The organism is Vibrio sp. 10N.261.51.A3, from assembly GCF_041471965.1.
Taxonomy (GTDB): Bacteria; Pseudomonadota; Gammaproteobacteria; order Enterobacterales; family Vibrionaceae; genus Vibrio; species Vibrio crassostreae_C.
In genome coordinates, this window is sequence record NZ_JBFRPK010000024.1 from 80299 (window position 1) to 93533 (window position 13235).

At 47.2% G+C, this 13235-nt stretch carries 13 protein-coding genes; 2 read left to right on the plus strand and 11 right to left on the minus strand.

Annotated features, from left to right (window positions below; all coding sequences use genetic code 11):
* Positions 1-74: 74 nt before the first annotated feature.
* From AB4371_RS07080 to AB4371_RS07105, 6 genes are all read right to left on the minus strand, one after another.
* A complete protein-coding gene (locus AB4371_RS07080) occupies positions 75-734 on the minus strand; it encodes an HAD family phosphatase (protein ID WP_017091954.1) in 660 nt (219 codons plus the stop codon).
* A gap of 1 nt (position 735) precedes the next feature.
* Positions 736-1755, minus strand: coding sequence for an ABC transporter ATP-binding protein (locus AB4371_RS07085; protein ID WP_372149327.1), 1020 nt, complete (start codon positions 1753-1755; stop codon positions 736-738).
* Positions 1755-2540: an ABC transporter permease gene (locus AB4371_RS07090; protein WP_004732591.1), complete on the minus strand. Its 786-nt coding sequence runs from the start codon at positions 2538-2540 to the stop codon at positions 1755-1757. The genes AB4371_RS07085 and AB4371_RS07090 overlap by 1 nt, the downstream gene beginning before the upstream one ends.
* Complete coding sequence (locus AB4371_RS07095) at positions 2540-3433, minus strand: ABC transporter permease (RefSeq protein WP_372102643.1); 894 nt, start codon at positions 3431-3433, stop codon at positions 2540-2542. Before AB4371_RS07095 ends, AB4371_RS07090 begins: the two co-directional genes overlap by 1 nt.
* The gene (locus AB4371_RS07100) at positions 3430-4308 is read right to left on the minus strand and encodes an alkaline phosphatase family protein (protein ID WP_372149329.1); all 879 of its coding nucleotides are present in this window, start codon (positions 4306-4308) and stop codon (positions 3430-3432) included. Before AB4371_RS07100 ends, AB4371_RS07095 begins: the two co-directional genes overlap by 4 nt.
* 61 nt (positions 4309-4369) lie before the next feature.
* Positions 4370-5473, minus strand: a complete 1104-nt coding sequence (locus AB4371_RS07105; RefSeq protein WP_372149330.1) for an ABC transporter substrate-binding protein — start codon at positions 5471-5473, stop codon at positions 4370-4372.
* 211 nt (positions 5474-5684) lie between these two features.
* Between AB4371_RS07105 and AB4371_RS07110 the strand changes: the two genes are divergently transcribed.
* Complete coding sequence (locus AB4371_RS07110; RefSeq protein WP_372149332.1) at positions 5685-6413, plus strand: UTRA domain-containing protein; 729 nt, start codon at positions 5685-5687, stop codon at positions 6411-6413.
* 103 nt (positions 6414-6516) lie between these two features.
* On the opposite strand, the gene AB4371_RS07115 is transcribed toward AB4371_RS07110, so the two are convergent.
* The 4 genes from AB4371_RS07115 to AB4371_RS07130 all read right to left on the minus strand — a co-directional run bounded on the left by AB4371_RS07115 (position 6517) and on the right by AB4371_RS07130 (position 9803).
* Positions 6517-7371: an amino acid ABC transporter ATP-binding protein gene (locus tag AB4371_RS07115; protein WP_017065130.1), complete on the minus strand. Its 855-nt coding sequence runs from the start codon at positions 7369-7371 to the stop codon at positions 6517-6519.
* Positions 7364-8029 carry an amino acid ABC transporter permease gene (locus AB4371_RS07120; protein ID WP_017061228.1) on the minus strand — a complete coding sequence of 222 codons (666 nt, stop codon included), beginning with the start codon at positions 8027-8029 and terminating at the stop codon, positions 7364-7366. Before AB4371_RS07120 ends, AB4371_RS07115 begins: the two co-directional genes overlap by 8 nt.
* Before the next feature lie 137 nt (positions 8030-8166).
* Positions 8167-8805, minus strand: a complete 639-nt coding sequence (locus tag AB4371_RS07125) for an amino acid ABC transporter permease (RefSeq protein ID WP_102332331.1) — start codon at positions 8803-8805, stop codon at positions 8167-8169.
* Positions 8806-8936: 131 nt separating this feature from the next.
* Complete coding sequence (locus AB4371_RS07130) at positions 8937-9803, minus strand: transporter substrate-binding domain-containing protein (RefSeq protein ID WP_102332332.1); 867 nt, start codon at positions 9801-9803, stop codon at positions 8937-8939.
* 238 nt (positions 9804-10041) lie between these two features.
* On the opposite strand from AB4371_RS07130, the gene AB4371_RS07135 reads away from it, so the two are divergent.
* Positions 10042-11556, plus strand: coding sequence for a PLP-dependent aminotransferase family protein (locus AB4371_RS07135; RefSeq protein WP_372149333.1), 1515 nt, complete (start codon positions 10042-10044; stop codon positions 11554-11556).
* Between the two features lie 205 nt (positions 11557-11761).
* Here the strand turns inward: AB4371_RS07135 and AB4371_RS07140 are convergent, their stop codons facing one another.
* Positions 11762-13078 (minus strand): aspartate aminotransferase family protein, encoded by a 1317-nt coding sequence (locus tag AB4371_RS07140; RefSeq protein ID WP_017065135.1) that lies wholly within the window; start codon positions 13076-13078, stop codon positions 11762-11764.
* Positions 13079-13235 lie beyond the last annotated feature (157 nt).

The window sequence follows — 13235 nt, forward strand, 5'->3', positions numbered from 1 at the left end:
ACGAATCAAAAAGCCGCTGTAGTCAGCGGCTTGATGAGTTCTAGAACGAACCTAAATCGAATATAAGGTTCGCGTTAATCCCAGTTGAGAATCGACCAATTCGGTTGATCAGCCAGTGCTTTCAAACGCGGGCATGGGTTTACTAGGTAAGCAAAATCAGCGTGTTCACACAAAGGTAAGTCGTTGATTGAATCCGTATAAAAGTGAATGTCTGAGTAGTTAGTTTCTTGATTGTCTAACCACTCTTTTAAACGGGTGACTTTACCTTCACGGTAGCTTGGCACACCTGATATTTGAGAAGTAAAACGGCCTTGGTTTTCAATCAAATCAATACCGAGTGCATTCTCGATACCAATCTTGCGGCCGACCGCTTCTACTAGGAAAGTGACGCTGGCTGAGATGATCAACATGTCGATGTCATCATTCTCTAGCTGCTCAATCAAAGGTTTCGACTGTTTGAACTGCTTAGGCAAAATATGCTGTTCAACACACTCTTCCACCAATGCGGTGACTTGCTCTGTTGGCATATCGGCCAAAGGCTGCATGGAAAACGTGAGGTAATCTTCCATGTTCAGTTTGCCTTCCGAATACAAGCCCATTAAGCGCTTATCTTCTTCAATAAAGTTGGGCGCTGTGGCAATGCCCTTTTCAACCAAGAACTCATTCCAGAGCATCGCTGCATCGGCATTGATCAGCGTTTCGTCCATATCAAATACATACAAAGGTTTGAACATCTTAGGCTCTCACAGGTTGAATTTCGTTTAGGTTAAATAGGAGTTCAAGTTGGCTGCCGTTTGCCAACAGTCGCTCAGAGGAGCGGTTAAGTAAATCGACCGTTAATTCACATTCATCAACGTCCACTTGGTAGCGAATCACGTTACCCAGCAGCTGGTGGTTGCGAATGGTGCCCGTTTTCGGCGCGGAGATATGCTCGCCATACTGTCGGCCTTGCTCTTTAACGTAGATAGATTCAGGGCGAATCGCCACTTTCCATTCGGTTTCAATATTAAACAGTTGTTTAGCCTTGTTCGCTTGCACCAGATTGTAGTGCCCCATGAAGCCAGCAACAAACTCATTGGCAGGTTGAGTGTAGATCTCTTCGGGTGTGCCTGCTTGTACGATCTCACCTTTATTCATCAAGAAGATGCGGTCAGACATGATCATCGCCTCTTCTTGATCGTGGGTCACGAAGATCGTGGTCAGGTTCATCTCTTTTTGAATATCTCGGATCTGTTGGCGTAGGTGCTTTCGGATCTTCGCATCCAACGCTGAAAGTGGCTCATCGAGCAATAGAATACGCGGCTTGACCACCAAGGCTCTAGCTAAGGCGACTCGCTGACGCTGTCCGCCCGATAGCTGATGCGGGTAGAATTTCTCTTTGCCCGTTAAATCCACCAGCCCAATCACTTTCGCGACTTCGCGTTTAATCTCGTCAGCAGCAAGCTTTTTCATCTTGAGGCCAAACGCAATGTTGCCCTCAACCGTCATGTTCGGGAACAGTGCATAAGATTGAAACACCATGCCGATGCCACGCTGTTGTGGCACTTGGTGAGTAATCTCTTCGCCATTCACCCAGATCTCGCCACCATCAACAGGATTCAGGCCTGCCAAGCTGCGCAGTAGAGTTGATTTACCACAGCCACTTGGGCCAAGCAGAGTAATAAATTCGCCCTTCTCGATGGAAAATTCAATACCTTCAAACACCGTGTTGTCACCAAAGCTCTTGGTGAGGTTTTTTGCATTTACATAGCTCATTATTTTGTTCCCTGGCTGAAACGACTTGCCAACCAAGTCAGTAAGAAAATAAACAGGAAGTACGTCATCACTAGGGCTGACGTGAAGTGGCCGCTGGTTTGACGCATGTTGTATAGGTAGATTTGCAGCGTCTCGTAACGTGTACCCACCAAGATGTTGGCGAACACGAACTCGCCCAGTAGGAACGAGAACGACAAGAACAGCGACGCCATTAAGCCTTTCTTAAGGTTTGGCAGAATAATCAACAAGAACGCCTTGGTGGTGCTTGCACCGAGCAGGTGAGCAGCGTCCATCAAGTCATGCAAGTTGATTGCTTCAAAGCTGTTGGCAATCGCGCGGTACATGAATGGCAGCGCGATGGTGAAGTAAGTACCAATCAAAATCCACGGCGTGCCTATCAGTGAGATTTCGCTGTCTGCATACAGCTGAAGCAAGCCGACTGACGACACTACTGGCGGCACCGCGAACGGCAATAAAATCAGGATATTCATCACCTTGTCGAGTTTCGGGAAATAGTAAAACACCACGAAAATCGCAGGTAAGACCAACACCACACTCAATGACAGTGCCGCCACGCAGATAAACAGTGAACGACCAAAGGCTTGCAAGAAGCGAGGATCGGTCAGCAGGTTGATGTACCAATCTAACGTGAAGCCATCCGGCAGGATCGTTGCGCCCCATCGAGAAGAGATCGAGTAGATAAAGGTCGCTAAGATCGGGATCATCATGATGCCGACAATCGAATAGACAACCGTTTTATGAAAGCGAGTATTTACGGTGTTCATTACTTTCTCTTCCCTGCGTAGCTTTTACTGATCAGCCATTGGTTAATCACTGTGATGAAGGCCAGCATCGCCATCAAAATCACGGAAATTGCAGCGGCTAGGTTTGGCTCTAGGAACAAGTCGCCTGATACTAAGCTCGCGATTCGAATCGTAATCACGTTGTAGTTGCCCGAGGTCAACGCATACACACTCGCATAGGCGCCAATCGCATTAGCAATCAAGATGATGAAGGTGCCGAACAAGGCAGGCGACAACACAGGCAGTGCTATTTTGGTCCAGTATTGCCAAGTTTTCGCGCCAAGCAATGCCGAAGCGGCTTGCCAGTCGTCACTCAAGGCATCAAACGCTGGATAGAGCAACAACACCGCCAATGGGATCTGGAAGTAGATGTAAATCGCCAGCAAACCCCACTTGCCGTACAAGTCAAAATCGCCCAGTAATCCATACTGCTTGAGCAATAAGGTGATCGCACCGTTGGTGCCCAAGATGATGATGAATGCGAACGACAGAGGCACGCCTGAGAAGTTGCTGCTCATATTGGTGAAGGCAATCACCGCATCGCGGATTTTAGAATCAACGCGGCGCAATGAAGAAACGAGCAGAGTCGCGATCGCTAAGCCAACAATGCTCGACCAAATCGACAACCATAAACTGTTGCCAAAAGCCTGCATCATGAAAGCAGAATCGAATATTTCAGAATAGTTTTCGAGAGAGAGCTCATCGTCATAGAAGAAGCTGTTGATCAGCACCCAAACCATAGGTGCCAGTTGGAACAGGTAGAAGAACAGCGCGAAAGGCGCAAGCCACAAAGCGGGCTTGAAGCGTTGAAACAAAGATTTGGTTTTGGGTTTAAGCGCAGAGCCATCGCTCTGCATGATTACAGAACTGCTCATAGGGCCAACAATTCCTGAGTGTAAGATTTATCGTGTTCAAGGTTGAGTAACTGACAAACGCTGCCGCAGATGTCGGTCTGTTTCACTGAACATTCTTGGTGTGTGAACTTATCACCAATCACAAAGAAAGGTACTTCGCGCTCTTCAGGCAAAATGCCACCATGAGACAGGTCATTGTTCATGCCATGGTCACTGGTGATGATCACTTGATAACCATCGTCTACCCATTTCTCAAGGTAGTTCGACAGGTAGATATCCGCGCCACGTGCACTATTGCGATACTGGCGAGAGTCCAGCCCATGCTTATGTCCCATGTCGTCAATGTTCATTGGGTGAATCAGCAAAAAATCAGGCTGATGAGTGACGCGCAGGTGCTCAGCATCCAAGAACAAGGCTTCATCTGGGTAGTGGTCCCAGTGGTAGAAACAACCCTGTTGGATGTTCATGGTTTCATCGTTGGTGAAACGGTCACGTACTGCATCAAATGGCGCTCGGTTATATAACTCGCTCACCCAATGGTAAGCCGCAGCTGCCGTCACTTTGTTCTGCGACTTCGCCAAGCTAAATACCGACTCGTGATTCGATAAACGCACGATTTGGTTGTTAACGATGCCACTCTCGACAGGGCGAACCCCAGTTAAAATGCACTCATACAGCGGGCGTGACATAGATGGCAGCTCACATTGCACAGGGTAAAGCGTGGTGCGCAGCTTGTTTTTTTGCGTGCTCTGCGAAGTGCTCTGTTTTGTCTGCAAATCGCCCTGTTTCTCATACATATCACTTTGCTCTAGAAGACCGTTCAGGTAGCCCATGCAATCACGGGCTACCTGATAGTTCAGTCCATCTAGAACAACAAGGATAACCTTATTGCTCATGGTCTATTCTCTATTGCTTGTTTCTAAAAGCCACCTACTGAAGGTGGCGTGTTAAGCGGGGTTATTGCTGGTGAATCAATACGCTTTCTTGCCATTGACGTGGCAGGCGACGTGCTGATTTTTCCCATGCTGAGAAGTCAGTCACTGGGTGAACATTTCTGTATTGCTCGTTTGAGATCAGCTTGTCTTGAACTGATTGAGGTAGCGTAATGTTGCTACGGATTGGACGTGCGTAACCTTCTGCTAGGTTGATTTGGCCTTGGTCGCTGAAGATGTATTCACGAGCCAACTTCGCCGCGTTCGGGTTTTGTGCGTATTTGTTAATGATGGTGGTGTAACCAGAAATCACTGAGCCATCTTGTGGAATGCTTACCGTAAAGCGCTCACGGTCGATCTTGTCGCGGTAGTTCAATGCGTTGAAGTCCCACATGATCGCGACTTCCACTTCGCCTTTTTCAAGGTTCGCAATGCTTGGATCTGTGTAAGATAGACGGCCTTGCTTCGCTAGTTCACCAAAGAATTTAATCGCTGGTTTTAGGTTCGACTCATCACCACCGTTAGCAAATGCAGCCGCTAGAATCGCGTTGTTTGCTTGTGCTGCTACGCCTACGTCACCAACAGTGACTTTGTAGTCGCCTTCTAGTAGGTCACTCCAAGATTTTGGGGCATCTTCAACAATATTATTGTTTGAAATGAACGAGATAGTACCTGTGTAAGCCAGAGCCCAGTGACCATCTTTGTCTTTCGCCCAATCTGGAATGTCATCCCAAGTCGTTGGCTTGTATGGCTGCGTTACGTCTTTCTGCACAGCGACACGTGCAAAGGCGAAACCAACATCACCGATATCTGCAGTTGCGTTTCTTTTCTCTGCTTCAAATTTCGAGATCTCCTGAGCCGAGCTCATATCGGTATCCTGATGCTTCAAACCGTAGTTTGCTTTCAGGTCAGTCCATGTGCCTTTCCAGTTTGCCCAACTGTCTGGCATACCCACACTGTAAACTGCACCCTCTTTTTGAGCGGCTTCAATCAGTGACTCAAGATCAGCATCTTTCGCCATCGCTGGCATTGAAAGTGTTGCCGTTATTAGCGTTGCGCCTATCAATTTTGCAGGTGAACCGATTAATTTAGCTGGCGATACAGTTGAACGGCTAAGCAAAGTTTTCATTGTCTCTATCCTTCTGGACTAGGTCAGTAAGTTCGTTTTGTATGCTATAGCCGGAATGTGACGGTTTGCCGCAAGTTATTTGACAGTTCGAGTGCATTTACGTGGCAGTTATATTTCACTCATATGACAATAAGCCATTGTTTACTGTCACATTCCTGTTAACTCCATGGTTTACCTTATTAAGCACACGAACTTATGGACTAGATCAGTAATGAGAACATTGGCTACAGCGCAATCAGGGACACAGCTAGGCAGAATTAAGGCGAGCATTAGAGAGCAGCTTCAATCAGGCATCTTCACCGAAGGGCAAAAACTGCCATCCGAAAGAGAGCTCAGCGAGCTGTTTTCAACCACACGAATTACGCTCAAAGATGCGTTGGTCTCATTAGAAACCGAAGGTTTGATATACCGAGAAGAGCGCCGAGGCTGGTATGTGTCACCCGAACGTGTTCGCTATAACCCATTATCACGTTCTCACTTTCATCAAATGATTCGTGAACAACACCGCATAGCAGAAACCAGACTGCTCAGCACCCGTACAGAAATGGCCGCAGGCGATTACGCCAAAGCATTAGAAATAGAACAGATAACCCCGATACACGTGATTGAGCGATTACGCTTTATTGATGGCAGAGCGGTGCTGTTTGTTGAAAACGTCTTAAAAGCGCCGTTGTTTGAGAAGGTGTTGTCAGAAAACCTCACCATGTCGCTGACAGGCATCTACCGAGAAAAATACGGCTACGAGACCCAACGCTCGCGCTTTGATGTGATACCCACCTCTGCCCCTGCGCATGTCGCCAAGGCATTAAATTTGGCTGAGGGTCAACCGGTGCTGAAGATCTGCCGTGTGAACTACAAGCAAGATGGCGAGTTGATGGACTGCGAACTGGAATACTGGCGACCAGACTCAGTAGTGATCCACATTGATAGCATTGGCTAGTACCACATCCTCTTAATGCGGTAGCAACACAAATACAAAAACTCCGACTGATTCAGTCGGAGTTTTTTAACAATCAAACATTAAGGTGCGCGAATCATCTAGCTCATGAATCAAGCTTGAGGAACTTCCTTACCCTTGTTGAATCTGGGTTAGTGAAGAACTTCTCAGGGTTGGATTTCTCAATCAAGATGCCCTTCTCAAGGAATACCACCTGATCCGACACCTGACGCGCGAATTCCATCTCATGAGTCACCACCACCATGGTGTAACCCTCTTGCGATAGCTTCTTCATTACCAGTAACACCTCTTCGACCAATTCAGGGTCGAGCGCGGAGGTTGGCTCATCAAACAGCAATACATCCGGTTCCATCGCGAGAGCTCTGGCAATCGCGACACGTTGCTTTTGCCCACCCGATAACATGCTTGGGTAACTCTCTAGTTTGTGTGACATCCCAACCTTGTCGAGTTGCTTACGAGCCATCTCCTCGGCGTCTGATTTCGCTATCTTCTTAACATGAACCAGCGCTTCCATGACGTTTTGCAACACGGTGAGATGCGGCCATAAGTTGAAGCTTTGGAAAACCATTCCAAGACGCTCTCGAAGTTTCGCCAACTCTTTGTATTTGAGTGGCTTACCCGTTTCAGAGTTGATACCAATACGCTCATCACCCATAAAAATCGTGCCGCGCTCTGGCTGCTCTAACCAGTTCATGCAACGCAGTAGCGTCGATTTCCCCGAACCTGACGAGCCGAGAATACTCACCACATCGCCTTTGTTGATGTTGAGGTTGATGTCTCGCAGTACTTCGATGCCATCAAACTGTTTCGACAGGTTTTCAACCTTGATGATCGTCTCTCGTTCTTCCAATAGTGGCTCGCACTCAATCACTTCCAAATTCACGCCCAAAGAAGGGTTAATCGGTGCTTCCGTTTCAATAATCTCTGATTGTTTAAGCATGGCTAAGTCCTCTAAGTTCAACTTTGGTTTGGATTCGTTTGGTGATGGTTTCAAGTGCAATACTCACGGCCCAGTAGAGCGCGATAGCAATGATGAACGCATTCAATGGGATGAAGTACGTTGATTGAATGCTGTTGGCGGCCGCGGTAATTTCTGCGACGGTGATGATGCTAAGAAACGCAGTGTCTTTTAAGCAGATGATGAGTTGGTTCGTGATCAGTGGAACCGACTTAAACAACACATTTGGGGTAATAACTCGGGTAAATGTTTTGAATTTAGAGAAGCCATAAGCGTGCGCCGCTTCGATGTAACCTGGCTCTAATCCTTTACGAACACCTCGGAAAATCTCACAAAAATAGGTACCGTGATAGAGACTTAGCGCGATGATTCCCGCTGTAATCGCATCGAGTCGAATACCAACCTGCGGCAACCCGTAATAGAGCAGGTACGCTAAGATAAGAAACGGCAAGGTGCGCATCATGCCTATCAAACTATTGATGGTGTACTTCACACCAAGTTTTGAGTTTTCGAGGCAATACAACAAACCGATGCCAATGATGAAACTCAAGATTGAAGACGAAACAAAAAGATAAAATGTGGTCACAAACCCTGAAGCAAACAGCTCTTTTTGTTGCCAGATAATATTCCATTCTTCCATATTTACTCCTTAAACTTACCCGCTCAATAACGCATCACAAGCAGGTAAATGGTGTTTCTGACCAAGTAGCCATGACGGCTAAACTGTGGTTGTTGTTGATAGCTGTGACTGAGGTAGATTACTGATAGCCACACTTACTACTGCAGATAAGTAGCTCGGTTTTCAGCCACCGCTTGCAACTTCACCAACACGCCAATAATCAACATGTAAATGGCACCGGCACATAGAATCGGCCCAAGTGGTTCATAGGTAACCGCAGAGATTCGATTGGTGACACGAGTTAGGTCGACGATGCCGATCACCGCAATCGCTGGGCTGCCTTTGATTAAGAACGACATCTCATTGACTAGCGCTGGTAGGCTCATGATCACCATTTGCGGGAACATGATGCGGCGAAAATAAGTTATACGTCTCATACCAATGGCTTCTGCCGCTTCCATTTGTCCTTTTGAAAAGTTAAGAAAGGCATTGCGCCAAATCTCTGCATTGAATGCCGATGTATTGAGTGTGAGAGCTAAAATAGCAGAAACGTGTTTATCTAAATTGATGCCAAATGACGGAAAAGAAAGGAAAATAAACAGAGCCAGTGTCACCAAAGGCGTTGCTCGTGCCCAGCTGACATAGATACCCAGCATTTGATCCACAAACGGGATTTTCATCATTCGAATTAAAGCAATGACTAGCCCGATGACGACACCTAATACAATCGAGACTGCCGATATCCATGCCGTAGCCCACGCGCCCTGTAGCAACTGTTCCCAAGCGTAATAATCCATAAACGACCTCTTTGATAAGCGACTTCTTTCGATAGGTTTTGCGCAAATGACTCATGGGTTAAACCGCTTTGAACCCATTGGCATGGACACAAACAGCCGTTAACTGTTTGTGTCAGCGCATGCTTATCCATCTATTGGACTGCTGTTAGCTTGTGATACTGCTCAACGGAAGTGATGGCCTCTGAAGGCAGTTGGTCGAACGACTCACCGAACCACTTCTTCTGCAACTCCGCCATTTTTCCTGTTTGCTCTAGGTGCAGGAAAAATTCCGTTAAATAAGCCAAAAGCTCAGGGTTCTCTTTAGGAACAGGCCAGCTCACGAAACCAGGACCAGACACCGCCTCGCCTTTTTTGAACACCTTCGCTTTGGATTTCACTACCTCGTTAACAGAAACCACACTGTTGATCACGTAGTCTATTCGGCCGATCGCCAAGTCGGAATACGCTTCTGGGTAGGATTGATACTGCACCACTTTACCCAAAGACTTGCCTTGTGCTTCGAGCATCACTTCTAGCTCTGGAAGCCTTTCTAGCAAAGCACTGCCCGCTTGTAAGCCCACGGTTTTTCCATCTAAATCCGCTACCGTATTAATGTCTTCCGCATCAGCTCTGGTTAAGAAGTAATGCTGCGCTGAAGCAATCGGTGGTGTGAAGTCAAAGGCCTTCAAGCGAGCATCGGTAATGATCGCGCCAGTTAACGCCACATCATATTGACCGGCTGATACCGAAGCGAGTAACCCTGTCCAAGGTAAGATCTCTTGCTCAATATCGAACTTCGAATATTCACGCAGTTCATCAAGCAGATCTTTGTTAATCCCCGCAGGCTTACCGCGGTCGATATAGTTGAATGGAGAGTAGTTATCTTCTGTCGCCACTTTCATGAAGCCTTGCTTTTCGATGGCTGCAAGCTCCGACGCTTGTGCAACACCAAAACAACCCAGTACAACTGTCGCTGCCGCTGTTGAAACCCATGCCTTCATCGTCATTCCCTGTTTCATACGCTTTCCTTATCGAGATTATTTGCCTGCCTTTACTTTATGAACGGAACGCATCGAAGACGTAGAGCCAATTTAATTTTCAGGTTGGGACAGAGCGATTTTCTAGTTTGGGACAAAGTAACTTTCGGGTTTGAGATAGCAAAAAACTGTCCCTAGAACATCAATATGAACTCTGGCGCATTTCTTGCTTTTTTATACAAATTGGACTGAGGTTCACTGAGAATAAGGACTGTATCTCATGGCGATAAATCACAATTGTTTCATCGAGTTTGATTCCAAAAGAAGCCTGCAAGAACAAGTACGTAGCTATTTGGTGACGGCGATATTGAATGGTATTTTTCCGGCTGAACAAGCGCTTCCGTCTTGTCGTAAGCTGTCTAGCCAATTGGGTGTTTCACGCAATACTGTCTCCTTGGTGTACGACAGTTTGCTCGACGATGGCTACCTCATCAGTAAGCCTCGCAGTGGTTATTACCTTTCAGAAAAGTATCAAAATCCGAGTGATACTATCGACGCGAGTTTGGATCATTTTGAATCAGCCGACAGCGACAATGCACCGGATTGGAGCAAACGCGTTAAGCTGCAATTGGGCCAATACCCACGCATCGTCAAACCCTCGCATTGGAGTTGTTACCAATACCCATTTATTTTTGGCCAACCCTCTATCAATGACTTCCCATTAGCTCAATGGCGAGAAGCGACAAGAAAGGTCACCTCAGACCCACATGATCACCGCTGGCTTTGCGACAAGGTCGATAAAGACGTCGACATGCTGGTCGAACAGATACGCACAAGGGTGCTCCCACAGCGCGGTATTCATGCCCAAAGTGATGAGATCCTCATAACCTTAGGTTCGCAGAATGCGCTGTATTTGATTTCGACTTTGCTCATGAACCATCAGAGTCGAGTCGGAGTCGAGAACCCCGGCTACAAAGAAGCGAATCACATCTTCAATCTCTCTGGCGCGCAGTTACACCCGCATCAAGTGGATGAACAAGGATTGAGATTCAATGAGCACTCTTCACTGTGTGATCACTTCTATGTCACGCCTAGCCATCAAGCTCCAACCGGCGTCACCATGAGTGATGAGCGTCGAACTCAGTTACTTGAAATGGCCAAAGCCAATGACGCGGTAATTATCGAAGATGACTATGACGCCGAGTGCAACGTGGAGTGGAATCCTAAACCCGCGCTAAAAGCCAATGACAAGGAAGGGAGAGTCATCTACGTCAGCAGCTTCTCTAAGCTACTGGCACCCGGCTTGAGGTTAGGCTACATCGTGGCACCTGAAGAGTTAATCTACGATCTTAGAATACTGCGTCGCTTGATGTACCGACATGCGCCAAGCCGTGTTCAGATGGAAGTAGCGCACTTTATTGAACAAGGCTACTACGACAGCTTTGTGAGGCGCTTTAGAGAAAACACTCGCCAGCGCTGGAAGCTGATCAACGATGCTGTCTTGAAGTACTTACCTGACTGCAAGCGACTGGCTCAAAGCGAGCAAGCCAACTCTCTGTGGCTACAAACGCCCAGCCACATCAATAGCCAGCGTTTAGCTTCACGAGCCGCCCAAAAGGGCATATTGATTGAGACAGGCTATTCACACTTTATGACGAATACCGAAACGGAATCGGGCTGTGAAGCATTGTCAGAATATGACCCCAATTCCTATTTCAGGTTGGGCTTTCACGCCATCGACAAAGACTTGATCGCCCCCGGCATCAAAGAGCTGTCAGAGGTAATGAAGAGCTAGCATCACAAAGGGTTATGTAGACGTTGTTATTCAAGACAATGACGTAAAAAAGAGCATCAATCGATGCTCTTTTTCGACTATACCTAACCAATTGGAAGCTAGACACTCAAAAGCCAAGCACTCAGGAAAAATAAGCACTTTGAAAAGAACGGGGAATCCTTTGCCAAAGTGCCTTGGTTGCTGTGCTAGCTATCTTATTGAAGAATTAAGAAGCAAGTTCAAACAACACTTCATCAATGATCTTAACGCCTTTCTTTATCTCGCTTGGCTGAATAACCAAAGGTGGCGCAACGTGAATGCGGTTATTCACAATGAAGGTCAACAGGCCTCGCTTGGTCAATTGCGCTTTCAATTGCCCCATTTTTTCATTGCTCAAAGGTGTTTTACTTTCACGATCTTCCACCAGCTCTACAGCCCAGAACATCCCTTTGCCGCGCACATCACCAATCATAGGGTGCAACTCTTGAAGGCTCAGTAGAAGCGGCCCTAAAACGCTGTTACCGACGTTATCAGCGTGTGTGACAATGCCCTCTTGCTCCATCACATCGAGCGTTGCAACGATAGAAGCCATCGCCAAAGGGTGACCAGAGTACGTTAAGCCGCCCATAAAGAAGTTTGACTTAAAGTACTCAACGATCGGTTCGCTGACCACCACGCCACCAGCCGGCACATAACCCGAGTTCACCCCTTTCGCGAAAGTAATCAGATCCGGCACTACATTAAAGTGCTCAAACGCAAACCACTTACCCGTGCGGCCAAAGCCGACCATGACTTCATCGAATATCAACTGAATGCCATGTTTGGTTGCCAGCTCACGCACGCCGATAAGGTAATCTTTGGGCGGAATGAGAAAACCAGCCGTTCCCGGAATCGTCTCTAGGATAATCGCCGCAATCGCCGTTGGTCCTTCGCATTCAATCACTCGCTCTAAATGCTGCAGGGCACGCTCACTCTCTTCTGCCTCAGTCGCCGCGTTGAATTCGCTTCGATAGAGAAATGGATTGAAGAAGTGAACGTGCCCACGGCTATACTCGTTTGGAATTCGACGAAAATCCCCCGTCGCAGCAATAGCAGTACCTGTATTGCCATGGTAAGAACGGTAAGCAGATAGCACCTTGTCGCGCCCTGTGAATTGTCGCGCCATGCGAATCGCATTTTCGTTGGCATCTGCCCCTGCATTGGTAAAGAACACCTTCTTAAACGAGCTTGGCGCTTTCGACAAGATACGCTTAGCCGCCAAACCACGAGTGAGGTTGGCGGTCGCAGGGGCAACGGTCACTAATGAATCAGCCTGATCTTTAATCGCTTTGATCACTTGTGGATGCTGATGACCAATGTTGGTGTTAACCAGTTGGCTACTAAAATCAAGGTATTCTTTACCTTCGTAGTCCCACATTTTGCATCCTTGCCCACCCGCAATGGCGATAGGCTCCGCTGCTTCTTGAATCGACCAAGAATGAAATACGCTCTTGTCGAGGTCGATAATATCTTGGTTCACAAGCTGTTCTGTTGATACTTCCATTTCATCGTCTCCATTAACAACACTAGATTCACAGCCGCTCGTGCTTGGCTCGTCTTCGAGAATGAAAGACACAAAACACGACATTGAAAAGGCTGCGCTATCGGATGGAATAATCTTCATCCCAAACAGGGCGGAGGTCATAGTGTCAGTTTCAACA

What these genes read in the sequence shown, in the direction of transcription:
- AB4371_RS07080 (WP_017091954.1), bottom strand. Translation starts at nt 734, where the DNA reads ATGTTCAAACCTTTGTATGTATTTGATATGGACGAAACGCTGATCAAT.
- AB4371_RS07085 (WP_372149327.1), bottom strand. Translation starts at nt 1,755, where the DNA reads ATGAGCTATGTAAATGCAAAAAACCTCACCAAGAGCTTTGGTGACAAC.
- AB4371_RS07090 (WP_004732591.1), bottom strand. Translation starts at nt 2,540, where the DNA reads ATGAACACCGTAAATACTCGCTTTCATAAAACGGTTGTCTATTCGATT.
- AB4371_RS07095 (WP_372102643.1), bottom strand. Translation starts at nt 3,433, where the DNA reads ATGAGCAGTTCTGTAATCATGCAGAGCGATGGCTCTGCGCTTAAACCC.
- AB4371_RS07100 (WP_372149329.1), bottom strand. Translation starts at nt 4,308, where the DNA reads ATGAGCAATAAGGTTATCCTTGTTGTTCTAGATGGACTGAACTATCAG.
- AB4371_RS07105 (WP_372149330.1), bottom strand. Translation starts at nt 5,473, where the DNA reads ATGAAAACTTTGCTTAGCCGTTCAACTGTATCGCCAGCTAAATTAATC.
- AB4371_RS07110 (WP_372149332.1), top strand. Translation starts at nt 5,685, where the DNA reads ATGAGAACATTGGCTACAGCGCAATCAGGGACACAGCTAGGCAGAATT.
- AB4371_RS07115 (WP_017065130.1), bottom strand. Translation starts at nt 7,371, where the DNA reads ATGCTTAAACAATCAGAGATTATTGAAACGGAAGCACCGATTAACCCT.
- AB4371_RS07120 (WP_017061228.1), bottom strand. Translation starts at nt 8,029, where the DNA reads ATGGAAGAATGGAATATTATCTGGCAACAAAAAGAGCTGTTTGCTTCA.
- AB4371_RS07125 (WP_102332331.1), bottom strand. Translation starts at nt 8,805, where the DNA reads ATGGATTATTACGCTTGGGAACAGTTGCTACAGGGCGCGTGGGCTACG.
- AB4371_RS07130 (WP_102332332.1), bottom strand. Translation starts at nt 9,803, where the DNA reads ATGAAACAGGGAATGACGATGAAGGCATGGGTTTCAACAGCGGCAGCG.
- AB4371_RS07135 (WP_372149333.1), top strand. Translation starts at nt 10,042, where the DNA reads ATGGCGATAAATCACAATTGTTTCATCGAGTTTGATTCCAAAAGAAGC.
- AB4371_RS07140 (WP_017065135.1), bottom strand. Translation starts at nt 13,078, where the DNA reads ATGGAAGTATCAACAGAACAGCTTGTGAACCAAGATATTATCGACCTC.